Below are 24,821 nucleotides of genomic sequence, written 5' to 3'. Positions count from 1 at the left end.
ATCCGGGGTTTTGGTGCAGTTTTGCGTCTGCTCGGCGGGCGAGGTCAGCCGGGACCCAACGTGGCCTCACCGGTCTGCGGGTGGAGATACCAGCCGCCCGCGGCCCGGGTGCCACCGTCGACGTGGAGGGTCTGCCCGGTGATGTAGCCGGACATACCCGACGCGAGAAACACCGCTGCCGAGGCGATCTCGTCGACGTGGCCCGCGCGGCCCAGCGGGATCGAGGCGCCGACCCCGGGTGGCGGGCCGGCCGGCGACATCGCCAGCAGCCCTTCGGTCACGGTGAGGTCGGGCGCCAGCGCATTGACCCTGATCCGGTGCGGAGCCAGCTCGAACGCCGCGGTCTGGGTGTAGTTGATGACGCCGGCCTTGGCCGCCGCGTAGGCCGCATAGCCGGGGGCGGCCCGGACTCCCTCGATCGAGGTGAGATTGATGATGCTGCCCGGCTTTTCGGTATCGACCAGCCTGCGGGACACCCGTTGGGTGCACAGCAGGACGTGGCGTAGGTTGCTCCGGTAGAGCGCGTCCCAGCCGTTTTCGGAGGTCTCCAACAGCGGGGAGGAGAATGTCCCGCCCGCATTGTTGACCAGGATGGTGACCGGCCCCAGTTCGGCCTCGGTCCGCGCCAGCGCGGCGTCCACCTGTTCGGCGTCGCGGACGTCGGTGACGATACCGAGTGCGCCGATGACTTCCGCTGCTGCCGAGCAACTCTCGGGGTCACGTTCCCATATCGCCACCGAGGCGCCGAACGCGGCGAGCCCCTCCGCGATTCCCCGGCCGATGCCGGCACCGCCGCCGGTCACGACGGCGACGTCGCCGGTGAGCAGGATGTCAGAGGGACCGATAGCCACGGTCACCCATTCTCCGCCGAGCAGACGCGTACGTACCCGGGAATGCGCATTCCCGGGTACATGCGGGCGGTCCGGAAATCGCGGATCTCCCAACCGCGTTCCCTGGCCACATCCCGCAGTGCCGCATCGGGATTGATCGCGACCGCGGTGCCGACCAGCGACAGCATCGGGACATCGTTGAAGCTGTCCGAATACGCGGTGCACCGGCGCAGGTTGAGGCCCTGCCGGATGGCCAGCGACCGCACCGCGTGGGCCTTGCCGGTGCCGTGCAGGATGTCGCCGACCAGCCTGCCGGTGAACACCCCGTCGATGGACTCGGCGACCGTGCCGAGCGCCCCGGTCAGCCCGAGCCGCTTGGCGATGGTGGCGGCCAGCTCGTAGGGCGTCGCGGTGACCAGCCAGACCTGCTGGCCCGCGTCGAGGTGCATCTGGGCCAGCGCGCGGGTGCCGGACCAGATCTTGTCGGCGATGATCTCGTCGTAGATCTCCTCGCCGAGCTCGGCGAGCTCGGCCGTCGAGCGCCCCTCGATGAACGCCAGCGCCTTGCGTCGCCCGGCCGCCACATCGTCGCTGTTCTCCTTGCCGGTGAACTGGAACTTGGCCTGCGCGTAGGCGATGCCGAGGATGTCGGAATAGGTGAAGTATTTGCGGGCGGCCAGGCCGCGGGCGAAGTGCACCAGCGACGAGCCGTGCACCAGGGTGTTGTCGACGTCGAAGAACGCCGCCGCGGTCAGGTCGGGCGGGGGCGCCTGCGCGGGCCCGGCCGGGTCGTCGCCGCTCTCGGCGCCGAGCTCGGTGACCGCCAGTTCGGCGCTGGCCTGGCCGCCGAGCTCCTGATCGAGCGCGTCGGCACTACCGGATTCGGACACCAATTCACCCTAAGTCACCCGATGGGGATACTGGCGTCGTGGCGCTCCAAGGACAGCCGGATCGGCCCGGCAGGCACACCGTGACGTTGTTGACCCGCGCGGGCTGCCAGCTGTGCGCCAGGGCGGGCCTGCAGTTGGCCGGGCTCCGCGATGAGCTGGGCTTCGAGTTGGTGACCACCGATGTGGACGAGGCGGCCGGGGCCGGGGACCCGACGCTGCGGGCCCGGTTCGGTGACCTGCTGCCGGTGGTGTTGCTCGACGGCGTACAGCACAGCTACTGGGAGGTCGACGAACCCCAGCTACGGGCCGATCTCGCCGAGCAGGCCGGTTGACCACGTGAAATTTGGTGGCCGGGCGGGAAACGATTACCTTTGGTGACGTGGTGATGAAGCCGTGAGCGTATTGCTGTTCGGAGTTTCGCATCGCAGTGCGCCGGTGTCTGTGCTCGAGCAGCTCAGCACCGATGAGGCCGAGCAGGCCAAGATCGTCGACCAGGTGTTACAGACCTCGCTAGTGACCGAGGCGATGGTGCTGTCCACCTGCAACCGCGTCGAGGTGTACGCCGTGGTCGAGGCGTTCCACGGGGGCCTGTCGGTGATCGGTTCGGTGCTCGCCGAGCACTCCGGCATGTCGCTCAACGACCTCACCAAGTACGCCTACGTCCGCTACGCCGAGGCCGCCGTCGAGCACCTGTTCGCGGTGACCAGCGGCCTGGATTCGGCGGTCATCGGCGAAGCCCAGGTGCTGGGGCAGGTGCGCCGCGCCTACGCCTCGGCCGAGGCCAACCACACCGTCGGGCGGACCCTGCACGAGCTGGCGCAGCGCGCGCTGTCGGTCGGTAAACGGGTGCACTCCGAGACCGGGATCGATGCCGCGGGCGCCTCGGTGGTGTCGGTGGCGCTGGGCATGGCCGGAACCAAACTCCCCGGCGGGCTGGCCGGCCGGACCGCGGCCGTGGTCGGGGCCGGTGCGATGGGTGCGCTGGCCGGCGCACACCTGGTTCGGGCCGGCGTCGAACGCGTGCATGTCGTCAACCGCTCGCTGCCGCGGGCCCGCAGGCTCGCCCACAATCTGACCGAACAGGGCGTCGTCGCCGATGCGGTGCCGCTGGACCAGCTGCCCGACGCCCTGGTCGACGCCGACATCATGATCAGCAGCACCGGCGCGGTGCGGCCGGTGGTGTCGTTGGCCGATGTGCACCACGCGCTGGCTCAGCGCAACGCCTCGGGCCCCGAGAACCAGCTGGTGATCTGCGACCTCGGGATGCCGCGCGACGTCGATCCCGCGGTGGCCGGGCTGCCCGGGGTCTGGGTCGTTGACATGGACCGCATCCAGCGCGAACCCTCGGCGCGGGCCGCGGCCACCGACGCCGCGGCGGCCCGCAATATCGTTGCCACCGAGGTGGCCAACTACCTGGCCGGGCAGCGGATGGCCGAGGTCACCCCGACCGTCACCGCACTGCGGCAACGGGCCGCCGATGTGGTGGAGGCCGAGCTGCTGCGCCTCGACAACCGGCTGCCGGGACTGGACTCGGCGCACCGCGACGAGGTCGCCAAGACCGTGCGCCGGGTGGTCGACAAGCTGTTGCACGCCCCGACCGTGCGGGTCAAGCAATTGGCGGGTGCCCCCGGCGGGGACAGCTACGCCGAGGCGCTGCGCGAGCTGTTCGAACTCGACCCGCAGGCCGTAGAGGCGGTCGCGGCCAGTGAATTGCCTTTTATGACAACAGATCTCGATAAGACTGAGTAGAGCTTGGTACATTCCTCGAAGGACCGAGATACCGTGACCCGGATCGGCACCCGGGGTAGCCTGCTGGCTACCACACAGGCCGGGACCATCAGGGACGCACTGACCGCTGCCGGGCATCCGTGCGAGCTGGTGATCATCTCCACCGAGGGCGACCGGTCGGCGAAGCCGGTCGCCGAGATCGGTGTCGGGGTGTTCACCGCGGCCCTGCGCGAAGCCATCGACGACGGCCGGGTGGACCTGGCCGTTCACTCCTACAAAGATTTGCCGACCGCGGTCGACGACCGGTTCGTCATACCCGCCATACCCCGCCGCGAGGACCCGCGCGATGCCCTGGTGACCCGCGACGGTCTGGTGCTCGGAGAGTTGCCGGTGGGCTCGGTGATTGGCACGTCGAGCCCGCGGCGGGCGGCACAGCTTAGAGCACTGGGTCTCGGTTTGGAAATCCGCCCCCTAAGAGGCAACCTAGATACCAGGTTGAGCAAGGTCACGAGCGGTGATCTCGACGGCATCGTGGTCGCCCGGGCGGGTCTGGTCCGCATCGGACGTCAGGATGTCGTCACCGAGACGCTCGAGCCGGTGCAGATGTTGCCAGCGCCGGCTCAGGGTGCGCTCGCGGTGGAATGCCGCGCGGGCGACACCGAGCTGATCGGGGTGCTGTCGGAGTTGGACGACGCCGACACGCGAGCCGCGGTCACCGCAGAACGGGTCCTGCTCGCCGAACTGGAGGCGGGCTGTTCCGCACCGGTGGGCGCGATCGCCGAGGTGGTCGAGTCGATCGATGAGGACGGCAATGTCTTCGAAGAGCTGTCGTTGCGCGGCTGCGCGGCGACGCTGGACGGATCCGACGTGATCCGTGCATCCGGCATCGGAACTCCGGATCGGGCCGCTGACCTCGGCGTCTCGGTGGCTGCGGAGCTTTTCGAACTGGGGGCACGCGAGCTGTTGGAAGAGCGCGGGAGTGAGAGATGACCATGCGAGGCCGCAAGGCGAAGCCAGGCCGCATCACATTCGTCGGTTCGGGCCCGGGTGATCCCGGCCTGCTGACGGCGCGGGCGCAGTCCGTGCTGGCGCACGCCGAGTTGGTGTTCACCGATCCCGACGTTCCGGAGGCGGTGCTGGCCCTCGTCGGCACCGAGCTGCCACCGGCATCCGGCCCGGCCCCGGCCGAACCGGCCAAGGCCGGCGATGCCCCCGCGGCCGAGGCCGACAAGCAGGCCGCGGTCATCCCGGGCGGCGCCGAGGTCCGCCCCGCGCTGGGCGATCCGGCCGAGGTGGCCAAGACGCTGGCCGCCGAGGCCCGGCACGGCTACGACGTGGTGCGCCTGGTGTCAGGGGATCCGCTGTCGGTCGACGCGGTGATCACCGAGATCGGCGCCCTGGCCAGGACCCAGCTGCACTTCGAGATCGTCCCCGGCCTGCCCGACACCACCGCGGTGCCCACCTACGCGGGTCTGCCGCTGGGCTCCGCGCACACCGTCGCCGATGTCCGCGGCGACGTCGACTGGGCGGCGCTGGCCGCCGCGCCGGGGCCGCTGATCCTGCACGCGACCGCATCACACCTGCCCGATGCGGCCCGCACCCTGATCGAGTTCGGCCTCTCGGATTCGACGCCCGCGGTGGTGACCGCGAACGGCACCACCTGCCAGCAGCGTTCGGTCGAGACCACGCTGGCCGGGCTGATCGACAAGGCCACCTTGGCCGCCGCCGAGCAGACCGGGGTCCCGGCGGGCCTGCTGACCTCGCCGCTGGTCGTGACCATCGGCAAGACCGTCGTCAACCGCGCCAAGCTGAACTGGTGGGAGAGCCGCGCGCTCTACGGCTGGACCGTGCTGGTGCCGCGCACCAAGGATCAGGCCGGCGAGATGAGTGATCGCCTGGTCGGCCACGGCGCCCTGCCGATCGAGGTGCCGACCATCGCGGTCGAGCCGCCCCGCAGCCCGGCCCAGATGGAGCGGGCGGTCAAGGGTCTGGTCGACGGCCGGTTCCAGTGGGTGGTGTTCACCTCCACCAATGCGGTGCGTGCGGTGTGGGAGAAGTTCAACGAGTTCGGGTTGGACGCCCGCGCGTTCTCCGGTGTGAAGATCGCCTGCGTCGGGCAGGCCACCGCCGACAAGGTGCGTGCCTTCGGGATCAACCCCGAGCTGGTGCCCGCGGGTGAGCAGTCCTCACTCGGCCTGCTCGACGAATTCCCGCCCTACGACGAGGTTTTCGACCCGGTCAACCGGGTGCTGCTGCCGCGCGCCGATATCGCCACCGAGACGCTGGCCGAGGGGCTGCGCGAACGCGGTTGGGAGATCGAGGACGTCACCGCCTACCGCACGGTGCGTGCCGCACCGCCACCGGCCCAGACCCGCGAGATGATCAAGACGGGTGGATTCGACGCGGTCTGCTTCACCTCCAGCTCCACGGTGCGCAACCTGGTGGGCATCGCGGGTAAGCCGCACGCCCGCACCATCGTTGCCTGCATCGGTCCGAAAACCGCTGAGACCGCAGCGGAATTCGGCCTGCGGGTGGATGTGCAGCCCGAGACCGCCGCGGTCGGTCCGCTGGTCGAGGCGCTCGCCGAGCACGCCGCCCGGCTGCGTGCCGAGGGTGCGCTGCCGCCGCCGCGCAAGAAGAGCCGTAGGCGGTAGGGCGCACAACGACGAGCGGAGGCATTGCAGTGGCGTTCCCGAGGCATCGACCGCGCCGGTTGCGCACCACCCCGGCCATGCGCCGCCTGGTGGCGCAGACCTCCTTGGAGCCAAGGCATCTGGTGCTGCCGATGTTCGTGGCGGACGGTGTCGACGAACCGCGCCCGATCGCATCCATGCCGGGGGTGGTGCAGCACTCCCGGGAGTCGTTGCGCCGGGCCGCGGCCGAAGCCGTTGCGGCCGGAGTCGGTGGCCTGATGTTGTTCGGGGTGCCCCGCGAAGAGGCCAAGGATGCGACCGGGTCGGCCGGGGTCGACGCCGACGGCATCCTGAACGTGGCGCTGCGCGATCTGGCCAAGGATGTCGGCGACGCCACCGTGCTGATGGCCGACACCTGCCTTGACGAGTTCACCGATCACGGGCACTGCGGGGTGCTGGACTCCTTCGGCCGGGTCGACAACGACGCCACCAACGCGCGTTATGTCGAACTCGCTGTCGCCCAAGCGGATTCGGGTACCCACGTGGTGGGGCCCAGCGGGATGATGGACGGGCAGGTGGCCGCCATCCGGGACGGGCTGGACGCCGCAGGGCACACCGACGTCGCGATCCTGGCCTATGCGGCCAAGTTCGCCTCGGCCTTCTACGGTCCGTTCCGGGAGGCGGTGTCCTCCAGCCTGGTGGGCGATCGTCGCACCTACCAACAGGATTCGGGCAATATCCGGGAGGCCGTGCACGAGGTCGAGCTCGACCTCGCCGAGGGCGCCGACATGGTGATGGTCAAACCGGCGATGAGCTACCTCGACGTGGTGGCCGCCGCCGCCGACATCTCGCCGGTACCGGTCGCGGCGTACCAGATCTCGGGCGAGTACTCGATGATCAGCGCGGCCGCCGCCAACGGCTGGATCGACCTGCGGGCCGCCGCCCTGGAATCGCTGATCGGGATCCGCCGGGCCGGGGCCGATATCGTGCTGACCTACTGGGCGGCGCAGGTCGCCGACTGGCTGGCGTGACCGGACAGGTGACCGGACGCGAACCGGCGCCCGACGGGCGTGCCGACACCGATATCCGCCCCGAGGACGTCGACACCGGCTTCTGGTTGTGGGTCGGCGCGCTGCCGCTGATGGTGATCGGTTTTCTGCTCGACGTCCTCACCGGGCCCGCGGGCGACCAGCGGATGATGGTGATCGCCTTCGCGGTGGTGTCCATGGTGGTGCTGTCCTCGATCGTGGTGACGTTCCTGATCCTGATGCGCCAGGGCTACCGCTGGGCGCGCACGCTGCTGACCAGCGGCGGCCTGGTGTCGGTGGTGCACGCGGTGAGCAGCCTGCTCAGCGGGGAGCGGTCGTCGGCGATCGCGGTCGGCTACGCCGTCACCGCGATCGTGGGATCGGTGCTGATCCTCGGCGGCGTCTATCTGGTGCACCGCAAGGACGCGAACGGGTTCTTCACCCGCTGATTCGCTACGCTTCGGTCACAATGTCACCGCCGCCACCGCCGTCTTCGCCGCAGTCCGCGTCGCCCCCGCCGGAAACCCCGCAACCGTCGCGCCAGCCGCTCGCCGCGACGGTCGGGTTCTGCTTCTGGCTGGTCGCCGCGGTCCTGCTGATCGTCGGCGGCATGATCGCCGCCTCGGCATCGCTGCCCGGCCTGGACACCGCCGTGTTCCGCGGGACCGGTGTGCTGACCGCGGTGGCCGGCGTCGCGATGGCGTTCCTGGCCGGCCGCAGCCGCTCGGGTGACCCCAGGTTCCGCCGGGCCGCGATCGCGCTGTCGCTGGCGATCGTGGTGGTGGCGGCGGTGACCGCCAAGCTCGGGGTGGTGCACATCCTGACCGTGCTCGGCATCATCCTGCTGATCATCGGCACCATCCTGAACGCATTGCCGAGGCCGAGGAGCGAGGTTGACTGATCCGGAGAAGGACGCCACGGCGGCGCGCGACGACGAGGCGGCCGAGGTGCTGTTCTACGAGCAGGGCGCCAGCTGGGCCTGGTTGCTGGCCGGGCCGTTCGCCGGCATCGGGATGGCGATCCTGCAGATGACCGGCGGCTACGGCCGCGATCTCTGGATCCCGCTGGTGTTCCTGGTGCTGGTGTCGGGTTTCATCGCCATCCAGATCAAGGCGGCCCGGATCCACACCTCGGTGCGCTTGACCGCGACGACCCTGCGACAGGGCGAGGAGCGCATCGCGGTCGACGAGATCGTCCGGATCTATCCCGAGGCCACCGGTTCGGAATCGCCGAAATGGCAGTCCTCGCGGGCGCTCGGCGAGCTGACCGGCGTGCCGCGCGGGCGCACCGGCATCGGCCTCAAGCTCAGCGGCGACCGGTCGGCGCAGGCGTGGGCGCGCAGGCACCGGCGACTGCGGGACGCGCTGGGCGCCCTGGTCGAGGAGCCCACCGCGTGAACGGGCGTGGACTCCTCGACATCGCGGCGGGCGTCGTCGCCGCCGTCGGATGCCTGCTGTCCTGGCTCGCGGCCAGTTCGACCATCGATGTCGCCCCGGTGCTCCCCGGAGAGCCCGCCACCACCTCGGTGGTCTACTCGGGGCCGCTGCTCGCGCTGGCGTTCGTGCTGGCCACGGCCGCCGGGGTGCTGCTGGTGCTGGGGATCGCCCGGCTGCGACGCTGACGATGCAGCCGGTTGCCCACGGGGAGTCCGGTGCCCCGGTGTTCCGCAGTGCCGACGGCTCGCGCTACACTAAGGTGGTCGGCCCGGCCGGCGTGGCCGACCTCGCCGCGGAGCGGGACCGGGTGTCCTGGTCGCACGGGTACGGCCTGCCCGCGCCCGCGGTGCTCGACTGGGGCCCGACCGCCGATGCCGGCGCCTACCTGGTCACCAGCGCCGTCGACGGGGTTCCGGCCGATCAGCTGACCGAATCGGCGCTGCGGGCCGCATGGCCTTCCATCGTGACCGCGGTGCGCGCCCTGCACGGCATCGCGGTCGCCGACTGTCCGTTCCGCCGCGACCTGGACCTCATGCTGGACCGGGCCCGCACGGTCGTGGCGGCGGGCGCGTTGCGGCGCGACTTCCTGCGCGACGAGGACCGCGGCATCCCGGCGGCCGTGCTGCTGGCCCGGGTCGAGCGCGAGGCCCAGGCACGCCGCGGGCAGGAGGCCCGCGACCGGGTGGTGTGCCACGGCGACCTGTGCCTACCCAACCTCCTCGTCGACCAGGACCGGCCGGCCTTCACCGGGTTCGTCGACCTGGGCCGGCTTGGGGTCGCGGACTGGCACGCCGATCTGGCGCTGCTGCTGGCCAACACCGCCGACACCGTCCCCGGGTTCGCCGCCGAGGCCGAGGCCGGTCTTGCGGCGGGCTATCCGGCGCCGGTGGACCCCGAGCGGGTGCGGTTCTACCTCGGGCTCGATCCGCTGACCTGGGGGTGACGCCTGCCGGTCAGCGGCTGAGGTTCTCGTCGCTGGGCGGCACCCTCTCGACCGGGGGCCGGCCCACGGTCACCCGGACCTCGGGTGTCTCGGCGGCCGGTTCGGGCACGTCGTATCCGGAGAACAGGGACCGGGCCGCCGGCCGGACCGGGCCCGCAGGGCCGGGCCCGAGTCCGGCATAGGCCGATCCGGGGCGAGGCGCCGCGGGCTCGTCGGGGGAGGCGTCCTCGGCTGGCCCGGGTTCGCGGGTCGGCGCTCGCGTGGGTGCCGGGTCGGGTTGGGCGGCCCCCGGCCGGCCCACCGCCTCCTCGAGGCAGCGGCGCCATACCTGCAGCTGGTCGAGCAGTTGCCGGGTGTAGTCGGCCGGCGCGACCGGCAGGGCCGGCGGGGCCGGCGGCAGGGCCCCGCCCATGGCCTGCTCCAGGTACTGCCGCCAGGCCGCCAGGTAGCCGAACAGCTGCCGGCCGGGATCGTCGGACGGAGTCGTCATCGATAGTCCTCCCGGGACGAAGGGCAGGGTGGATGCGCCGCCGGCGACGGCGTCCAGCGGGTCGAGCGGGTGCGGCAGCGACTCCAGCGAGTAGCGCGAGTCGAGGCTGCGCAGCGGGCGGGTGTCGGCGGGTTCGCGGTTCTCCAGATCGAACACGTAGCAGTAATCGCCGGCCGGTGAGGGCATCCGGACCGGGCTGGACAGCCCCTGATCCAGGAAACCGTAGGGGAACCGCCAGTCCAGGGTGGTCTTCTCCCTGCGGTCGGCACCGCCCGATTCCACCCAGATGTAGTGGTCCAGGATCGCGTTGACGGCGTGGCGGGCCGATTCGCAGGCCGCCTCCATCGACGTCATCCGGGTGAACGTCTTGGTCCAGGTGCCCGCGAACACCACCGAGTTGTGGTGCACCTGATAGCCGCCGTGGCGGGCCTGCCAGACGTCGCGCTGCTCCAGATCCTCCAGCCACGCGTCCTCGGACGGCCTGGTGGTCCACGACGTCCCGTGCGGATTCCACGGGTCGGCGCCCGGCCGGTTCGGCCAGTCCCCGACGATCGGGACCAGGTAGGGGGTCTCGTTGCGGACCGCGCGGCCGAACCCCTGGCCCGGCCCACCCGACATCACCAGGCCGCGGTCCAGCGCATACCAGGCCGGCCACGGGATGAGCGCCTCGGCGACGTTGTCGACATCGCTGGTCAGCGCCGAAACGATCTGCCGCCACACCTCGGTGGCGATCTCGTCGGCCGTGCAGTCCCTGGCCGCCTTGCCCCGTCCGGACTCGTCGACCAGGTGCCGGGACGCGGTGTTGAAATCGCCGATGTCGACCGACAGCACCGATACGTGACCGTCCCTGGACAGGTTCGGCCGCCGCTCCCACAGCCCGTGCTGGTTGATCGAGGACAGCGCCCACTCGGTGCCCGAGTAGTACATGTGGCCGCGCAACAACTGGAACTCGGTGTCGAAGTAGTACTGGATACCGCCCAGCGTCTGGAACCGGTCCCACGGCACCAGGCCCATCTCGTCCATGGCGTAGGGGTCGCGCCGGCCCGGGTCACGGTCGTGCGTCGGCTGCAGCGGGCCGTCCGGTGGCGGAGCCGATGTGGTGAAACCGTCGAGCCCGGCGACGGTGCCGCCGGTGCCCGCGGCCCGCAACGCCCCGGTGAGTTGTTCGGCGGCCGGGGCGTCGACGGCGACCACGGTGTAGTCGGTGGCCACCCGGGTGCCGTCGCTCAACGCGACCTGGACGCGGGGCCGCAGGTGCGGCGGACCGTCCGGATCGGCGCCGGGAGGCTCCAGCCGCTGGGCCGCGCCGTGCACGAAGTGGACCCCGAGCGCGGCGAGATGACGATGCCAATGGTCGAACCACGATTCGGTGGTGGGGCCGTTGAGCACCCCGTCGGCCTTGTTGTCGCGCCGATCCATCTGCAGTTGTAGCTGCAGATAGGTGGTCAGGTTGGTGCGGGCGTCGCCCCATCGCGAGTCGAATGCGGCCAGCACCCTTGGCATTTCGAGCAGCAGCGCATCGAAGCGCGGGGTGTAGGTGAACCGGGACTGCTCGGAGGTGTTGTCGCGCCCGATGAAGAAATCGTAGGCCGACAGGTTCTGCAACTCGGTGGCCCGGCGCAGCGGGCTGGTGACCAGATAGCGCAGCAGCCGTCCGACGAAGGTGTGCACATCGCCGACCGTGAAACCCAACTGGGTGAGCTGGCCCAGGATGGTCAGGAATTCGGCCGGGGTGCGCGGCGCCTCGCGCGGGAACACCAGCGACGGTTTGCCCTCCACGGTGGTGCCCTGGGTGACCACCCGCCGGACGTTGTCCATCACGGTGCGGGCCGTCGGGTGCCAGCGGATGTCGCCGCCACCCAGATCCAGCCGCTGATAGACCGGGATGCGCTGGAACAGATCCCAGGTGTGCAGGTAGTAGGCCGGGAAGAACCGGAAGCCGTGTTCGCCGGCCACCGCACGCCCCGGGGTGCGGGGCTGCCCGCGCCGGCCGGGGAACGGGCGCAGCTCGGCCGCGCTCCCGTCCCGGGTGCCGACCGTCGAGTACTGGGACGCGGCCAGACCGCCGAGTTTGACCTCGGGGTAGGTCTCGGTGGTGGAGACGCCGTCCTCGGACAGCCCGGCGCGTTCGTCGGCGCGCGGCTCGTAGACCGTGACCTCGAAACCCCGCTCGGCCAGTTCGTGGGCGGCGGTGAGCCCGGCGATGCCCGCGCCGAGGACCGCGACCGTGGGGCGGCGCCGGCACGACGCCGGGGTGACGATCGATTCGGTCATGCCCGATCCGCCCCCATCCTCAGCGCCTCCAGCAGCCCGGGTTGCGACGGCGCCCGGACCGCGGCGTGCACATAGGCCAGCAGCGTGTCGTGGGCGCGCAGAACGTCGTCCAGACTCCCTCGGACGCCGACCGCGCCGCCCTCCACCGCTTCTCGCAGACTCACCCTGGCATCGAGCACATCGAGGATGGCGGTCCGCGAGGCGCGGACCCGGGCACCGGCCGACGGCGCGGGGCCGTCGGCCACCTCCAGCCGGGTGCCGCCCCGCAGCGAGAACAGTTCACCGTCGACGTCGAGGGCGACCACCAGCGGCCCCAGATCCTCGAGCATCAGGCGGCAACTGTCGGGCACCTCGGCGGCCAGGTGCTCGACCGATCGCCGCAGCAACGACGAAACCCGTTCAGCCATGGAGGAACTCGAATACCCCAACGCCGACGGCGTCGATCTCGCGGCCACCGATGGTCCCGGTCAGCCGGGCCGTGCCCGCGCACTCGCACAGCACCGTCACGTGCCGCGGCGAGACGTCGCCGGGCAACCCCAGCCGCGCATACGACGACGCCAGGAACTCGGCGCGCACCGTGTCACCGGCCCGGGTCGCGGCCACCTCGACCCGCTCCGGGACGCCGGGCAGTTCGCCGTCGAGCAGGATCCCCATCGGCGGCGGCAGGGTGCAGTCCGGGCCGCGCCCGAGCCGGCCGCCGGAGCGGGTGCGCACCGCGGCGTGCCGGAAGATGGCGGCAGGCTCGTCGTGATGCCACACGTAGAGCGCCTGGGACAGGCAGCGCAGCCTGCGGCGGTCGGTCATCGCCAGGAACACCGCCGACCACGGGTCCCCGGCCCGCCCGGGCAGGATCGCGCCCCAGGTCCAGCCGAAGTCGTCGCCCCACCGGAAGCGGCCCCAATTGTGGTCGTGGTAGGCGACCGCGGCGTCCAGGTCGTACCCGCGGCCGTCCACCGACAGCCACCCGTCGGCCCGCAACCTCGGCACGAACAGCCAGCTCATCCGGCCCGCGCCGACCGGCTGGTTGTTCACCACGAAGGGCCGGCTGACCGCGGTGAAGGCGATCTCGGCGCGGATGCCCGGGCCGGGCAGGTCGATCGACACCCGGTAGCCGTCCGGGCGCACGACCATCCGGTTGCCGCCGATCACCAGGGCCGCGAGATCGGCCGACAGGTCCACGTCGGCGTCGTCGAACCGTTCGACGACGCCCGACCAGCCGCCGTCGTGGACGATCACGATGACCCGGGGGACCAGGCGGCGCCGACCGCCCGGCCCGGCCTGGTCGGTCAGGCTGAAGTTGACCAGCAGCCGGGTGCCGTCGGCGTGGACCACGAAATGATGCCACTCCTTGAACCCCTCGGGCCGGGCCGCCGCCAGCACCGGGGCCCGCAGGAAATCGGCGTGGCCGAGCGTGGCGGTCATCGCAGCCACCGGGTGTCGGTCCGGCGCGGCTCGGCCGGGGTGCTGGTTTGTGGCGGCTCGGCCGCCGTGTTGGTTTGTGGCGCCTCGGCCGCCGTGCTGGTTGGTGGCGGCTCGGCCGCCGTCGTTCCCAGACGGTCGATCTCGCGCCCCACCCGGACCACACCCAGCAGCAGATACACCAGATCGGCCGGTTCGCCGCGCGGGCCGCCCGGGTGCGGCTCGGCGAGCGCCGACACCATCCGGCCCAGGGCCGAAAGGCCGAGCAGGTAGCCCACGAAGCTGCTCTGCTCCGCCAGCGCCGGGCACGGATCGGTGAGCATCAGGCGAACCCTTCCGGCCGCAGCCGCGCCAGCAGCGAATCGTCGAGGCCGTGCCCGATGATGGTGTCGGCTAACAGTTCCGACCAGCCGTCCGGGGCGGCACCGGGCGCCGCAGGGCCGTCGAGGGCGTTGAGGCTCACCGTCTCCCAGACCCGCCTGAGGTTCTCCACGGCCTCGGAGGCCACCAACCCGTCGCGCAGGTGTGCACCGTCGGGGGTTTCGGCGAACCGGCGGCCCTGAGCGATCAGCAGATCGTGCAGCCCCCTGGCCGCCGCCGGGCTGCCGAGCACCGCGCGCCGCAGCCCGACCAGCAGCTCGAACATCGACCGTGCGGCCCCCGCGGCCTCATCCGGCGGTGCCGGGATCAGCCGCGGGGCGTCCCGCTCGACCAGGTCGAGGGCGAGTTCGCGGATCCGCTCCAGCTCGGCGAGCAGACCGACGAGCACCTCGGGGCTCATCGGGTGCGCCCGTGCACGTAGTCGACCAGGCCGGCCAGCACGTCGCGGTGCCGGCTGGCCGGCAGCCAGTCGAGTCCGGCCAGCACCGCCGCCGCCCGCTCGGCATGCCCGCAGGCCACCGTCCTGGCGTGCTCGAGCGATCCGACCCGGTGCAGAAGCCCGTGCAGCCAGGTGATGTCGTCGAGCGTCTTGGTATCGGTGCGGTGCCCGGCGCGGTGCCAGTCCGCGATCTCGGCCCGCCCCGCGGCCGACAGCTCACCGTGGGCGGTGAGCCGGTCGAGCAGGGCCGCCAGCCCCAACTCACCGTCGGCACCCGGCCGCCGTTTGGCCAGAATCGCCACGGCGCGGTCCCGTTCGTCGGGTTCGGCGCAGCGCAGGGCGCGCAACAGCATCAGGGTGCGTTTGCCCTCCCACAGGTCGCCGCCGATCTCCTTGCCGTACTCCTCGGGATCGGCCCGCAGGTTGAGCAGATCGTCGGTGATCTGGAAGGCCGCCCCGAGGTGGCGGCCCAGTTCCTCAAGGGGCGCCGAGCGGTCCGCGTCGAGCCCGGCCGCGATCGCCCCGACCTGCAGGGGCGTGATGAACGAATACCAGCTGGTCTTGAGCTCGACCATGGCGAGATAATCGGCGTCGTCGAGCTGCCATTCGTTGGACCGGACCCAGTCGAGTTCGATCGCCTGCCCTTCGACGGTCCGGCGGGTCATCCGCGCGACGGCGCGCAGGATGCGCAGGGCGGGCCCGAGGCCGATTCGCTCGACGTTGTCCAGCAGCGGCTGCAGCGACAGCGAGAGCATCGCATCGCCGACATTGACCGCGATCCCGATGCCGTGGTCGATGTGCAGGGTGGGGGCGCCGCGCCGGGTCCACGATTCGTCCTCGATATCGTCGTGGATGAGAAATGCGTTGTGGTACAGCTCAAGTGTCGCCGCGGTCGGCAGGATCGCCTCGAGCCGGCCGCCGAGACCGAGGCAGATCGCGATGCTCAGCGTGGGGCGCAACGCTTTTCCGCCGCGCAGCGGGTAGTCCAGGATCAGATCGTAGAGACCGTTGGTCCCCCGCCGTCCGGTCGCGTAGAGCCGCTCGAGCTCGCCGTCGCAGGCCCGCTTGCACGCGGCGAGGTAATCCTGCAGCGTGTCCGGGGTGGCCGCGTCATCCGGTCGCGACGACGGTGACAGCAGCGAGGCCGCCGGCATCCTTGATCCTTAACGCATACCGCAGGCGGACGGCCAGTTCGATTCGCCCGGTGCCGGTTTCGCCGAGAACCTCCGGGCTCGGCGGCACGCTGAACGCGATATCCACGGGTTCCTCCCCGGCCGACGCCTCGGCGGCACCGCCCCGGGCGATGCGTTTGCGCCGGCCCAGCGTGAGTAGCAGCAGCCGCCTTGCCGGCTGCTGTTTGGAACGCGATGTGCCGGAAGGGGTTTTGCCCCGGTTCTCGGTGTCGTCGAGTACCGGAGTCCGGTACAGGGCGTTGACATTGGCCGCCCCGAGCAGTGAATCGGTGACGGCCTGCCCGTCGACCAGCGTGCTGAGCGCCTTGAGGCCGGCCGTGCCCACCAGCAGGCAGGACGGTGCCCGGTAGCCGGCGTCCTCGACCTTCGCGCGCCCGTCGATCAGTGCGTCCAGCAGGATCTGATCGGTCAATTCCGCTACCTCCGTGGACAAGACGGTGGCCATCGCCCGCAACGCGGTGACGACTTCGCCGTCGAAGACACCCGCGAGTGCCACGGCCTTGGCCATCACCGCGGCGAGCAGCGGGTCGGCGGTCGGGGCTCCGGCCTGGGCCAGGGTCACCTGGAAGTCGACGTGCCTCGGTTCGAGCGGAAGAAAACCCGGTTCGGTGAGGTTGTCATCGCGGACCCGGGTCTGGCCGGGATCCCCGGTGTCCCAGTGCGGGATGGTCTGCCAGGCGATGCTGGTCTGGGCGAAGGTCTCTTCGACTGCCCGGGTGGCGACGGCCATCCGCTCGGCGCTCAGGTACATGGGCTGCGACCCCCTCGGCGAATGTGATTGCGATCATGGCAGACCGCGATCTCGCGCGGAGGGCTAAACGCGGTTCCGTTGCCTACTTCTGTGCAAGTGCAACTTCTTGGCCGGGGGACATGTCGCCCCTGGCGATCGCATCGCAATGCGCCAGGTGCAGGGTGGCCACGGAGTCGTCGGGCAACAGGTCGCGGCACCGGGCGAAGGCGGCGCCGGCCCGCGCCACCTCGCCCGCGTCGAACAGGGTGAAAGCCTCCTCGAACGCGGGCTGCGCCGACCGCTTGGCCTCGCGCAGCGCCGGCGGATCGTCGTCGAACACCTCGTAGATCGTCACGGGTCTGCGCCGGTTGACCACCATCACCCGTTCCATCCGGCGGATGGCGAACTCGTCCGGATCGGCCAGCCGGGCACGGGTTTTGTCGGAGATGAGCAGTGCCGAGCCGTACCGTTTGTTGGTGCTCTCGATCCGGGCGGCCAGGTTCACCGCATCGCCGATGATGGTCAGCACCATCCGGTTCACCCCACCGACCAGCCCGACTCCCACCGCGCCGGTGTTGATCCCGATGCCCACCCGCAGTTCCTCGGAGCCGTGCGCCAGCCGGTCCCGGTTGTGGTCGCGCAGCGAGCGCAGCATGGCCAGGCCGGCCCGGATCGCATCGGCCTCGGATTCGAACACCGCGACGATCTCGTCGCCGCGGACGTCCTGGATCATCCCGTTGCAGGAGATGATCGGCACCTCGACGGCCCGCAGGAACCCCATCGCCAGATTGCTCGCCTCCGCCACGTTCATATCCTCGAGCAGGGTGGTGTAGCCGCGGATATCGGAGATCAGCACCGTCATCCGGCGTTCGACGCGGTAGCCGCTGTGCACCCGGCGCAGGTCGTCGATGTCGAGGATGCGCAGCAATTCGTTGGGTACGAATTTGGACTGCACGTCGATCAGCGAGCGCCGGTATTCGTCGGCGGCGGCCAGCCGCGCCTCGAGCTGGAAGTTCCACAGCGGCGCGGCGGCCTGCCCGCACAGGAACGCCACGGCCTCCTCGTGTTCGGCGGTGAAGTATCGTCCCGGTTCGTCGTGTTCGGCGTAGACGATCCCGATGATCCTGTCCTGCACCAGGATCGGAACCGCCAGCGTGGAGGTTGGAGCGTCGGTGCGCCGGCGCCGACCGTTGCCCCGGACCGCCGGGTCGGCCCTGACCATCAGCGCTGCCCCGCTGAGTATCACGCGGCGCACGATGTCGCGGTCGTAGGGCACCTCGGTCCACGGGCCGTCGATGGTTCTGGTGTGCCCGTGCTCGTAGACGGCCCGGACGGCGAGATTGCCCGCATCCCCGGTCAACCCGAGAACCCGTCCGGCACCGGTGGTTTCGGCGACCGTGCGCAGCACCACATTGGCCAGGCCGTCCGGGGTCCGGGCCGCCGCGATCGCCCGGAAGACCTGATGGGCCCCGGCCGGGTCGATGCCCGCCGAACCCTCGGGGATCAGATCGCGGCTGAGCAGCCACGGGTGGGCCTGCGCCAGCCGTTCGGTGCGCCGGGTCATCCCGAGGCCGAGCCAGCGCTGATAGGCCGCGCGCAGCATGTGCTCGCGCAACCGTTCCCGGCCGGTCGCACCGTAGAGCGTGGCGACCTCCTCGTGGGCCAGCGCGCCGATCGCCGGAAGCTGGTGGCATTCGGCGAGTTCCATCGCCCGGTGCAGGTGCCGTTCGGCCTTGCCGTGCTGGCCGCGCGCCCTGGCCCACGCCCCCTCGACGAGGGCGCACGGCGCGGCGTAGTTGGCCGGGGCGTCGGCCGCCCACCTGCGGTGCAGCGCGAGCGTGCGGCGCACGGCCCGCGCGGTGGACCGGGCGTGGGGTGCGGTATGGATCCGGCTGATCGCGCTGATCATGTGGACGAGCTGCTCGACCGCGGTGCCGTCCATCCCGCCGAGGTGCTCGAGGGCGTCGGGGGTGCAGGCGACGGCACCCTCGTAGTCACCGGACCAGAAGTACACGCCCTGTTTGACGTTCGTGGCGACGCTGACCGTCACCTCGTCGTTTTCCAGGCGCGCCGCGGGCACCACGGTCCGCTCGTCGTAACCGCTTTCACCGGCCAGCAGGTATGGATCCTCGCTGCGCCCCATCAGGTTCAGGCACAGCTGCTGCATGGCCTGGCACAGCACCCGCGGCACCGGCTGATTGCGGATCTGGGGGATCACGGTCTGGGCGAGGGCGTCGATCTCGGCCAACGGGCGGCCGGCCCAGAACGACTGCGCGAGCAGGACGGCCGCGATGAAGCCGGCGTACTCCCGGTCGCCCTCGTCGAGGGCCCTGGTGACGGCGCCGCGCAGCATGCCCAGCCCCTCGCGGACCGGGTGGCGCCAGGGCCGGATGAAGTTCAGATACATGAACAGCGTCTCGCTGCGCACCCGGCGGAACTCGTCGCGCCGGCTGAGCTCAAGGCCGGCCTCGCCGAAACGCTGGGCGCCGGTCCGGTCCCCGGTCAGCACCAGCACCGTACCGTAGCTGGTGAGCACCACCGGCGAGGACGGGGTGAGGCCGTGGGCGAGGGTGAGCTCGAGCTGTTTGCGCACCAGCAGCGGGAACAGGTTGGGCCGGACGATATAGGACAGGCTGCGCAGCTCGGCCAGGATGCGCTGAATCTCGACGACCCGTCGGTCCCGGCAATGTGGTTGGCGCAGCAGCTGTTCGGTGGTCCAGTTGCGGGTGGTCAGCTTCATCCGGACCAGTGCGTTGGCCATCCGCGGTTTGCCGGGATGGTGCGGCAGCGGCTCACCGGCCTCCTCCAGCGCCCGCAGCCCGATCTCCATGGCGTCCTGCAGGCGGTTCTGGGCCACCCGGCCCTTGAGCCGGAGATAGGTCAACTGGGCCCGGTCGGCCGGATCGCGCAGCACCTGCTCGGCCTCGTCGATCAGCGCATGCAGGGCATCGACGTCGCCGGCCAGCAGGGCGGCGTCGGCGGCGTCGAGGTGCAGTTCGCGGGTCAGCGCGTCGTGATCGGACCAGCGCCGCTCGCCGAGCAGCCGCAGGCCGGTGCGCCCGTATTCGAGGGCCAGGGCGAACGAGGCGTGGGCCCGTGCCCTGCCTGCGGCGCGCCGCTGCACGTCGACGAACCGGATCCGCTCGTCCGGTTCGGCGAGCGGCCCGCCGATGCCGAGGTGCCGGGCCGCCTCGAACAGCCTGCCGTCGCCGAGGGTGACCAGTCGCCGGCCGATGCGCAGGTGCACCTCGCGTTCGGCGTCGGTGGACAGATCCGCCCGCGCGGCCTCGGCGACCCGGTCGTGGCTGAACCGGTACCTGGCGTCGCGGCTGATGGTGTTGGCGATCCGCCTGCCCCGGCCGTCGACCGCGTCGAGCAGGCGCAGCTCGAGCCCCGACCAGATCGCCTGGGCCACGATGTCGGTGGGGTGATCGGCCGCGGCGGCCGCGTCGTCGAGGTCGAACTCCCCGCCGATGCAGGTCAGCGAGCTCAACACGGTCCGGTCCAGCGGGCGCAGCTGATCGAGGTAGTGGCTGAGGAACTCGGCGGTCGAATCGGTCACCTCGATCGAGGTGAGGACGCGCAGGTCCCAGCTGGCCCGGCGGCCGGGCCCGACCGAGGCCAGCGCACCTTCCCGTTGCGCGCGGTACAGCAGCTGGCGTACCTGCAGGGGGTTGCCCGCGGTCCGGTGATGGAATTCGGTGGCGACGTCGCCGAGCTCCACGGTGCGTCCGCACACCGCCGCGAGCAGGTCCTCGACGGCGTCGCGGGACAGTGGGCCCAGGGCGATGTCGCGCAGTGCGGCCGAGGTGAATCCCGCTGCCGCCGGTTCGAATTCGCCGGTCCGGTGCGCCCCGAGAACCAGCACGTCGCGCAGCGAATCGGCGAGCAGGTCCGATAGGAACTGCAGGGTGTCGCGGCCGGCCCACTGGAGATCGTCGATCGCCAGCACCACCGGCCGGTAGGACGCGGTGGCCGACACCAGCCGGATGGCGGCGCGGTGCAGCCTGCGCCGGGCATCGTCGCCGGCGTCCTGGCCGGCCTCGGCTCCGGCCGGGCCGATGGTGTTTGCCAGATCGGGCACCAGCACACCGAGTGTGCCGGTGGGGACCGACCGGTCGGCGAGCAGTTCGGCACGCCAGCGGTCGTGTTCGGCCGGTCCGGTGGCCGCCATGGTGTGGACGAGCGCGCCGAGCGCCTCGCCGAGCGCGGCGTACGGCGCGGGGGCACCGTCACGGCACCGGCCGTAGGCGAATACGCATTCCCGTCGCGCGACCTCGACGCCGAACGCCTGGATCAGGGTCGATTTGCCGACCCCCGGACGGCCGCTGAGCATGACGCAGCCGCCGCCGGTGCGTCCGGCCGCCTCGACGGCGTTCCGCAGTTCGGCCAGCTCATCGACCCTGCCGACGACCCGACCGTCGAGGTCGAGCATCGGGGTGGTCACGGCGTGAAGGGCACCGGGATGGGCGAAGCGCGCCCACCCGAACGGACCGGGGAACCCAAGGGGAAGCGCATGGTCAACCGTCCCTTCACCCCCCCGGAACCGTTCACTCATGTTAATGACCTGGGTGCGGGTTGGGCGGGCCGATGAGTGAACTCGGGGCGAAAGTGAAGCTGGTCACATGACGGTTGTTACAAAGTTCAAAACTTGTAACACTGTGTCCATGACGGATCTGGCCGCGCAGCCGCAGCAAACCGACGCCCTTCCGCTGGGCCCGGAATCCCTGGTGTGGAAATACTTCGGCGACAACCGCATGTACCTGATCGGGCCGCGGCCCGCGGTGCTGCAGAACATGCTGGCCGAACTCGGCCAGGGCGTTCTGGACCACTCGACGTTCTTCGCCGACACCGCCGAGCGGCTCAAACGCACCATCCCGCCGATCTTCCGCACCGTGTACGGCAGCGACGAGGACAACGACGGCACCCTGGTGCGCGATTTCCATCACCACGTCAAGGGCGATATGCCCAGCGAAGAGGGAAAACCGGCCTCGCGCTACCACGCACTCGACCCGGAGACCTACTTCTGGGCCCACGCCACCTTCGTCGAGCAGGTCCTCTACTTCGCCGACACCTTCGTCAAACGGCTGAGCTCGCAGGACCGGGAGCAGATCTACGCCGAGTCCAAGACGTGGTATAGCCGGTACGGCGTCAGCGATCGGCCGATGCCCGCCGATTACGCGGAGTTCGAGCGGTACTGGGACCGGATGATGAACGAGGTCGTCGTCGCCCACAAGACCGCGCAGTACGGCGTCGGCTACGTCACCAAGGGATTCCCGTGCCCCAAGGGCGTGCACCCGGCGGTGTGGCGGGTGCTGGCCGTCGCCTTCAATCCGGTCGCGGCCTTCCTCACCACCGGCGGGCTGCCGCCACAGGCCCGCGAGCTGCTCGGCCTGCCCTGGAGCGAGCGGCGCGAACGCAACTACCAGCGGTTCGCCGCGTTGTGGCGCTCGGCCCCGGTGAACTGGGTGTGGGATCATCTACCGATGAGCGTGCGCTACAACAAGTTCGCCCAAAAGGGTTATGCCAGAGCCTGACCCGGTATTCGACGCCGCGCCGGACGCCGGCACCCTGCACATCCTGGACGCGGCTCTGGTCGAGTTCGAGCGGCACGGCTTCCGCCGGGTCGCGCTCGACGACGTCGCGCGCCGGGCCGGGGTCAGCCGCACCACGATCTACCGCAGATTCGCCAACCGCGACGAGTTGGTCGCCGCGGTGATCGAACGGGAGAATGTGGCGCTATTCGCCGATATCGCCCGCGAGCTCAAAACCGCCGGGCCGCAGTCGAATTACTACGTCGAGGCGTTCACGCTGTCGATTCTGCGGTTCCGGCGGCACCGGGTGCTCAACCAGATGATCGGTGAGGAACCGGCGCTGGTGATGGAGTTGATGCACCGGCATTACGCGGCCGCCGTGGGGCGGATGGCGGCCGCGCTGCGGGTGATCTTCCCGGCCGGGTTCGCCGACCGGGTCGGTGAGCAGGCGGTCAACGATCTGGCCGACACCATCCTGCGCTACGCCGCGATGGTGCTGCTGCTGCCGGGGGTGCAGCCGATGGAGAGCGCCGACGACATCCGGGCCTTCGCCACCCGGCATTTCCTGCCCAGCCTTCCGGCGGTGGTGCGGTCGGTCCGCGCCTGAGCGCGGGCCGGGCCGTTACCGGGCGGAACTGGACGACGAGGACGAGCCGGTCGACGAGGTGGACCGGTTGGTCTGCGCGCTCACCTTGCTGGTCGGCTTGGATTTCTTCGCGCCGGTCGACGTGCGGGAATTGCCGCCGGACGCCGATGATGTTCCGCTGGTCGACGTGTCGGAGTCGCTCGTGGACGCCGATGACGTCGCGCTGTCAGACCTGCGGGATCCGCCGGTGGACGCCGAGGACTGCCGGCTGGTCGACGTGCGGGAGCTGCCGGTGTCTGTCTGCGCTCGGGTCGACGACTGGGCCCGGGTTGGGCCGGATGTCGGCGAGCCGGCCCTGCCGGGGGTGGCCCGGTCGCGGGCCGGGGCGTCGGCCCCGCTGCGGGCACCGGACGCGCGCCACTCGTGGTGTTCGTTGTTGTTGTTGTCGCGGTCGCGGTGGAACAGGCTGCCCAGCAGGCCGGTGGGGGCACCACCGGCGATCGGGCTGGCCGACGCGGTCGCGCCGCCCAATGCCGCGGACCCGGCCATCAGCACGCCGCACGCGACAAAAGTGGCCGCGGCGAACCGTGCCCGATGGTGGGCGGAGACTCCCGGAGTCGATTCCTGATGATGTCCAACAATGGTGAGCGCCATTGTTGCAGCGTACCCTGAACCATTTACTTTCGGAACTGCACATCGCCTCTCGGTCACTTGCGGCGGCCGCCGCGTGGCGATGAACCTGGTCGAGTTACCGTTATTGACACCATGATTCGCCGGTGGGCGCGGAATGCCGGCCGCGACGGCTATCGATCGAAGGATTACCCGAAGCGCGAACTCTGACCAAAATTGTGACCAATTTATGACGATGGGAATAAATGCCGACCGATACTCGTTGTAAATCTTTTTATCGTCATCTTGTGTGCGTCGGCCGGACCCGTTGCTTATCGTGTCGGCATGACCCCGCTGGAGCAGATCGCGCCGAGCTTCGTCGATATGGCCCATTCCATCGTGTGGGCTTCGGCGGCCACGGTCGACGCTGACAGCCAACCCAGGACCCGCATCCTGCACCCGATCTGGGAGTGGGACGGCACCGATCTGTTCGGCTGGATCGCCACGGTGCCCAGCCCGGTCAAACGCGCCCATCTCGCGGCGCACCCGCAGATGTCGGTGAGTTACTGGGCCCCGAGCCACGACACCTGCTCGGCGGACTGTCTGGTCGAGTGGTACACCGACGACGAGACCAGGACCCGGGTGTGGGACAGGTTCGCCAACGGTCCTGAGCCGGTCGGCTACGACCCCCACGTGATCCCGCAGTGGAGTGGGGGACCGACCTCCGAGCAGTTCGCGGTGCTGCGGCTGGCGCCCTACCGGTTGCGCGTGATGCCTGCGACGGTGCTGACCCAGGGCGTCGGGGAGGTCGTGCACTGGCAGCGGTGAGCGGCGCGCTCACACCGGGCGGTGCCGGATCCGCGGTGTCGCGGCGGTATCGGCGCGGTGCGGCCACGGCACCAGCATCGGCACCCGGTGCCGGTAGTCACGGTACGTATCACCAAGTGTGGCAACGAGATCGCGCTCCTCGAGCTGGATCGCCGCGACGATGTAGGCGGTGCTGACGGCGGCGAACAGCAGATGGCCCGCGGTCATGGTCGGGGTGGCCCAGAACGCCACGATGAACCCCAGCATGATCGGGTGCCGGATCACCCGGTACAGCAGGACCGAACGAAATCCCGGTTCGTGATAGGTCTTTCGGGAACCGTCCCGCCAGACCTGGCGCAAGCCGAACAGGTCGAAGTGATCGATCATGAAGGTTGAGGCCAGCACCGTGAGCCAGCCCAGCCAGAACAGGGCCCACAGAACCCACCGTCCCGCAGCCGATTCCACCTCCCAGACCACCGCGGGCATGGTCCGCCACTGCCAGTACAACAGCAGCAGCGCCAGGCTGGACAGCAGCACGTAGGTGCTGCGCTCGACCGCGGGCGGAACCACCCGGGTCCACCGGCGCTTGAAACCGGGGCGGGCCATCACACTGTGCTGCACCGCGAACACCGACAGCAGCAGCAGATTGACGATCACCGCCTCGACGGGCGGTGCCGCGACGGCGGCGTCGACGGTGCGCGGCACCACGAAGTCGCCGACGAAGCCGATCGCGTAGAGGAAGGCCACGACGAAAACCAGATAGCTCACGGCGCCGTAGCCGATGGTGAGGATGCGCTTCATCGTGACCTCCGCGGGACCGGTGGCCACCCCCGTGGTCACGCGCCTACGGTAAACCCGAATTGACGTCTTG

25 protein-coding genes are annotated in these 24,821 nt (G+C 70.5%); 14 read left to right on the top strand and 11 right to left on the bottom strand.

All coding sequences use genetic code 11. The features are described 5' to 3' along the window. Nucleotides 1-44 precede the first annotated feature (44 nt). Nucleotides 45-851, bottom strand: a complete 807-nt coding sequence (locus ACWDTP_RS09655; protein WP_450018933.1) for an SDR family NAD(P)-dependent oxidoreductase — start codon at nt 849-851, stop codon at nt 45-47. Between the two features lie 2 nt (nt 852-853). Beyond that, nucleotides 854-1,720, bottom strand: a complete 867-nt coding sequence (locus ACWDTP_RS09650) for an HAD family hydrolase (RefSeq protein WP_450018931.1) — start codon at nt 1,718-1,720, stop codon at nt 854-856. A 38-nt stretch (nt 1,721-1,758) separates the two neighbouring features. On the opposite strand from ACWDTP_RS09650, the gene ACWDTP_RS09645 reads away from it, so the two are divergent. The 10 genes from ACWDTP_RS09645 (at nt 1,759) to ACWDTP_RS09600 (ending at nt 9,488) form a co-directional block, all read left to right on the top strand. Further along, entirely contained in the window at nt 1,759-2,052 is a 294-nt protein-coding gene (locus ACWDTP_RS09645) for a glutaredoxin family protein (protein WP_450018929.1), read from the top strand. A gap of 61 nt (nt 2,053-2,113) precedes the next feature. Beyond that, nucleotides 2,114-3,469 carry a glutamyl-tRNA reductase gene (locus ACWDTP_RS09640; protein WP_450018927.1) on the top strand — a complete coding sequence of 452 codons (1,356 nt, stop codon included), beginning with the start codon at nt 2,114-2,116 and terminating at the stop codon, nt 3,467-3,469. Nucleotides 3,470-3,502: 33 nt separating this feature from the next. Then, nucleotides 3,503-4,438: a hydroxymethylbilane synthase gene (hemC, locus tag ACWDTP_RS09635; RefSeq protein WP_450018925.1), complete on the top strand. Its 936-nt coding sequence runs from the start codon at nt 3,503-3,505 to the stop codon at nt 4,436-4,438. Then, the gene (locus tag ACWDTP_RS09630; protein WP_450018923.1) at nt 4,435-6,102 is read left to right on the top strand and encodes a uroporphyrinogen-III synthase; all 1,668 of its coding nucleotides are present in this window, start codon (nt 4,435-4,437) and stop codon (nt 6,100-6,102) included. Before hemC ends, ACWDTP_RS09630 begins: the two co-directional genes overlap by 4 nt. Nucleotides 6,103-6,179: 77 nt before the next feature. After that, nucleotides 6,180-7,112 (top strand): porphobilinogen synthase, encoded by a 933-nt coding sequence (gene hemB, locus ACWDTP_RS09625; RefSeq protein ID WP_450018947.1) that lies wholly within the window; start codon nt 6,180-6,182, stop codon nt 7,110-7,112. Continuing rightward, nucleotides 7,109-7,558, top strand: a complete 450-nt coding sequence (locus ACWDTP_RS09620) for a hypothetical protein (protein ID WP_450018921.1) — start codon at nt 7,109-7,111, stop codon at nt 7,556-7,558. The genes hemB and ACWDTP_RS09620 overlap by 4 nt, the downstream gene beginning before the upstream one ends. Nucleotides 7,559-7,578: 20 nt before the next feature. Continuing rightward, nucleotides 7,579-8,010: a hypothetical protein gene (locus ACWDTP_RS09615; protein ID WP_450018919.1), complete on the top strand. Its 432-nt coding sequence runs from the start codon at nt 7,579-7,581 to the stop codon at nt 8,008-8,010. After that, the gene (locus ACWDTP_RS09610; protein ID WP_450018917.1) at nt 8,003-8,506 is read left to right on the top strand and encodes a DUF3093 domain-containing protein; all 504 of its coding nucleotides are present in this window, start codon (nt 8,003-8,005) and stop codon (nt 8,504-8,506) included. The genes ACWDTP_RS09615 and ACWDTP_RS09610 overlap by 8 nt, the downstream gene beginning before the upstream one ends. Next, nucleotides 8,503-8,730, top strand: a complete 228-nt coding sequence (locus tag ACWDTP_RS09605) for a hypothetical protein (RefSeq protein WP_450018915.1) — start codon at nt 8,503-8,505, stop codon at nt 8,728-8,730. The genes ACWDTP_RS09610 and ACWDTP_RS09605 overlap by 4 nt, the downstream gene beginning before the upstream one ends. A gap of 2 nt (nt 8,731-8,732) precedes the next feature. After that, entirely contained in the window at nt 8,733-9,488 is a 756-nt protein-coding gene (locus ACWDTP_RS09600) for an APH(3'') family aminoglycoside O-phosphotransferase (RefSeq protein WP_450018913.1), read from the top strand. Between the two features lie 10 nt (nt 9,489-9,498). Here ACWDTP_RS09600 and ACWDTP_RS09595 read toward each other — a convergent pair whose 3' ends face one another. The 8 genes from ACWDTP_RS09595 to ACWDTP_RS09560 all read right to left on the bottom strand — a co-directional run bounded on the left by ACWDTP_RS09595 (nt 9,499) and on the right by ACWDTP_RS09560 (nt 20,849). Further along, nucleotides 9,499-12,252, bottom strand: a complete 2,754-nt coding sequence (locus tag ACWDTP_RS09595) for an FAD-dependent oxidoreductase (protein WP_450018911.1) — start codon at nt 12,250-12,252, stop codon at nt 9,499-9,501. Beyond that, nucleotides 12,249-12,659 (bottom strand): SCP-2 sterol transfer family protein, encoded by a 411-nt coding sequence (locus ACWDTP_RS09590; RefSeq protein ID WP_450018909.1) that lies wholly within the window; start codon nt 12,657-12,659, stop codon nt 12,249-12,251. Before ACWDTP_RS09590 ends, ACWDTP_RS09595 begins: the two co-directional genes overlap by 4 nt. Continuing rightward, the gene (locus tag ACWDTP_RS09585; RefSeq protein ID WP_450018907.1) at nt 12,652-13,674 is read right to left on the bottom strand and encodes a hypothetical protein; all 1,023 of its coding nucleotides are present in this window, start codon (nt 13,672-13,674) and stop codon (nt 12,652-12,654) included. The genes ACWDTP_RS09590 and ACWDTP_RS09585 overlap by 8 nt, the downstream gene beginning before the upstream one ends. Next, nucleotides 13,671-13,994, bottom strand: a complete 324-nt coding sequence (locus tag ACWDTP_RS09580) for a hypothetical protein (RefSeq protein ID WP_450018905.1) — start codon at nt 13,992-13,994, stop codon at nt 13,671-13,673. The genes ACWDTP_RS09585 and ACWDTP_RS09580 overlap by 4 nt, the downstream gene beginning before the upstream one ends. Then, nucleotides 13,994-14,452 carry a hypothetical protein gene (locus ACWDTP_RS09575; protein ID WP_450018903.1) on the bottom strand — a complete coding sequence of 153 codons (459 nt, stop codon included), beginning with the start codon at nt 14,450-14,452 and terminating at the stop codon, nt 13,994-13,996. Before ACWDTP_RS09575 ends, ACWDTP_RS09580 begins: the two co-directional genes overlap by 1 nt. Further along, the gene (locus tag ACWDTP_RS09570; RefSeq protein WP_450018901.1) at nt 14,449-15,645 is read right to left on the bottom strand and encodes a polyprenyl synthetase family protein; all 1,197 of its coding nucleotides are present in this window, start codon (nt 15,643-15,645) and stop codon (nt 14,449-14,451) included. The genes ACWDTP_RS09575 and ACWDTP_RS09570 overlap by 4 nt, the downstream gene beginning before the upstream one ends. Next, nucleotides 15,602-16,435 (bottom strand): hypothetical protein, encoded by an 834-nt coding sequence (locus tag ACWDTP_RS09565; protein ID WP_450018899.1) that lies wholly within the window; start codon nt 16,433-16,435, stop codon nt 15,602-15,604. The genes ACWDTP_RS09570 and ACWDTP_RS09565 overlap by 44 nt, the downstream gene beginning before the upstream one ends. 82 nt (nt 16,436-16,517) lie before the next feature. Next, the gene (locus ACWDTP_RS09560) at nt 16,518-20,849 is read right to left on the bottom strand and encodes an AAA family ATPase (RefSeq protein WP_450018945.1); all 4,332 of its coding nucleotides are present in this window, start codon (nt 20,847-20,849) and stop codon (nt 16,518-16,520) included. 232 nt (nt 20,850-21,081) lie between these two features. On the opposite strand from ACWDTP_RS09560, the gene ACWDTP_RS09555 reads away from it, so the two are divergent. From ACWDTP_RS09555 to ACWDTP_RS09540, 4 genes are all read left to right on the top strand, one after another. Beyond that, nucleotides 21,082-21,951: an oxygenase MpaB family protein gene (locus ACWDTP_RS09555; protein WP_450018897.1), complete on the top strand. Its 870-nt coding sequence runs from the start codon at nt 21,082-21,084 to the stop codon at nt 21,949-21,951. Beyond that, nucleotides 21,938-22,555 carry a TetR/AcrR family transcriptional regulator gene (locus ACWDTP_RS09550; RefSeq protein WP_450018895.1) on the top strand — a complete coding sequence of 206 codons (618 nt, stop codon included), beginning with the start codon at nt 21,938-21,940 and terminating at the stop codon, nt 22,553-22,555. The genes ACWDTP_RS09555 and ACWDTP_RS09550 overlap by 14 nt, the downstream gene beginning before the upstream one ends. A gap of 58 nt (nt 22,556-22,613) precedes the next feature. After that, on the top strand, nt 22,614-23,162 hold the full coding sequence (locus tag ACWDTP_RS09545) for a hypothetical protein (RefSeq protein ID WP_450018893.1): 549 nt from the start codon (nt 22,614-22,616) through the stop codon (nt 23,160-23,162). Between the two features lie 326 nt (nt 23,163-23,488). Beyond that, nucleotides 23,489-23,971 carry a pyridoxamine 5'-phosphate oxidase family protein gene (locus tag ACWDTP_RS09540; RefSeq protein WP_450018891.1) on the top strand — a complete coding sequence of 161 codons (483 nt, stop codon included), beginning with the start codon at nt 23,489-23,491 and terminating at the stop codon, nt 23,969-23,971. Between the two features lie 9 nt (nt 23,972-23,980). Here ACWDTP_RS09540 and mddA read toward each other — a convergent pair whose 3' ends face one another. Then, nucleotides 23,981-24,751 (bottom strand): methanethiol S-methyltransferase, encoded by a 771-nt coding sequence (mddA, locus tag ACWDTP_RS09535; RefSeq protein WP_450018943.1) that lies wholly within the window; start codon nt 24,749-24,751, stop codon nt 23,981-23,983. Nucleotides 24,752-24,821 lie beyond the last annotated feature (70 nt).

Source organism: Mycobacterium sp. NPDC003449, assembly GCF_053588415.1.
The sequence above is the reverse complement of the archived record's forward strand: the minus strand, read 5'-3'. Positions and strand labels throughout refer to the sequence as shown.

Bases quoted from the DNA above. Each gene is read 5' to 3' on its own strand.
- ACWDTP_RS09570 (WP_450018901.1), bottom strand. From the start codon at position 15,645: ATGCCGGCGGCCTCGCTGCTGTCACCGTCGTCGCGACCGGATGACGCG.
- ACWDTP_RS09555 (WP_450018897.1), top strand. From the start codon at position 21,082: ATGACGGATCTGGCCGCGCAGCCGCAGCAAACCGACGCCCTTCCGCTG.
- ACWDTP_RS09560 (WP_450018945.1), bottom strand. From the start codon at position 20,849: ATGCTCGACCTCGACGGTCGGGTCGTCGGCAGGGTCGATGAGCTGGCC.
- ACWDTP_RS09600 (WP_450018913.1), top strand. From the start codon at position 8,733: ATGCAGCCGGTTGCCCACGGGGAGTCCGGTGCCCCGGTGTTCCGCAGT.
- ACWDTP_RS09615 (WP_450018919.1), top strand. From the start codon at position 7,579: ATGTCACCGCCGCCACCGCCGTCTTCGCCGCAGTCCGCGTCGCCCCCG.
- ACWDTP_RS09565 (WP_450018899.1), bottom strand. From the start codon at position 16,435: ATGTACCTGAGCGCCGAGCGGATGGCCGTCGCCACCCGGGCAGTCGAA.
- ACWDTP_RS09595 (WP_450018911.1), bottom strand. From the start codon at position 12,252: ATGACCGAATCGATCGTCACCCCGGCGTCGTGCCGGCGCCGCCCCACG.
- ACWDTP_RS09630 (WP_450018923.1), top strand. From the start codon at position 4,435: ATGACCATGCGAGGCCGCAAGGCGAAGCCAGGCCGCATCACATTCGTC.
- mddA (WP_450018943.1), bottom strand. From the start codon at position 24,751: ATGAAGCGCATCCTCACCATCGGCTACGGCGCCGTGAGCTATCTGGTT.
- ACWDTP_RS09585 (WP_450018907.1), bottom strand. From the start codon at position 13,674: ATGACCGCCACGCTCGGCCACGCCGATTTCCTGCGGGCCCCGGTGCTG.
- hemB (WP_450018947.1), top strand. From the start codon at position 6,180: ATGCGCCGCCTGGTGGCGCAGACCTCCTTGGAGCCAAGGCATCTGGTG.
- ACWDTP_RS09580 (WP_450018905.1), bottom strand. From the start codon at position 13,994: ATGCTCACCGATCCGTGCCCGGCGCTGGCGGAGCAGAGCAGCTTCGTG.
- ACWDTP_RS09590 (WP_450018909.1), bottom strand. From the start codon at position 12,659: ATGGCTGAACGGGTTTCGTCGTTGCTGCGGCGATCGGTCGAGCACCTG.
- ACWDTP_RS09540 (WP_450018891.1), top strand. From the start codon at position 23,489: ATGACCCCGCTGGAGCAGATCGCGCCGAGCTTCGTCGATATGGCCCAT.
- ACWDTP_RS09550 (WP_450018895.1), top strand. From the start codon at position 21,938: ATGCCAGAGCCTGACCCGGTATTCGACGCCGCGCCGGACGCCGGCACC.
- ACWDTP_RS09575 (WP_450018903.1), bottom strand. From the start codon at position 14,452: ATGAGCCCCGAGGTGCTCGTCGGTCTGCTCGCCGAGCTGGAGCGGATC.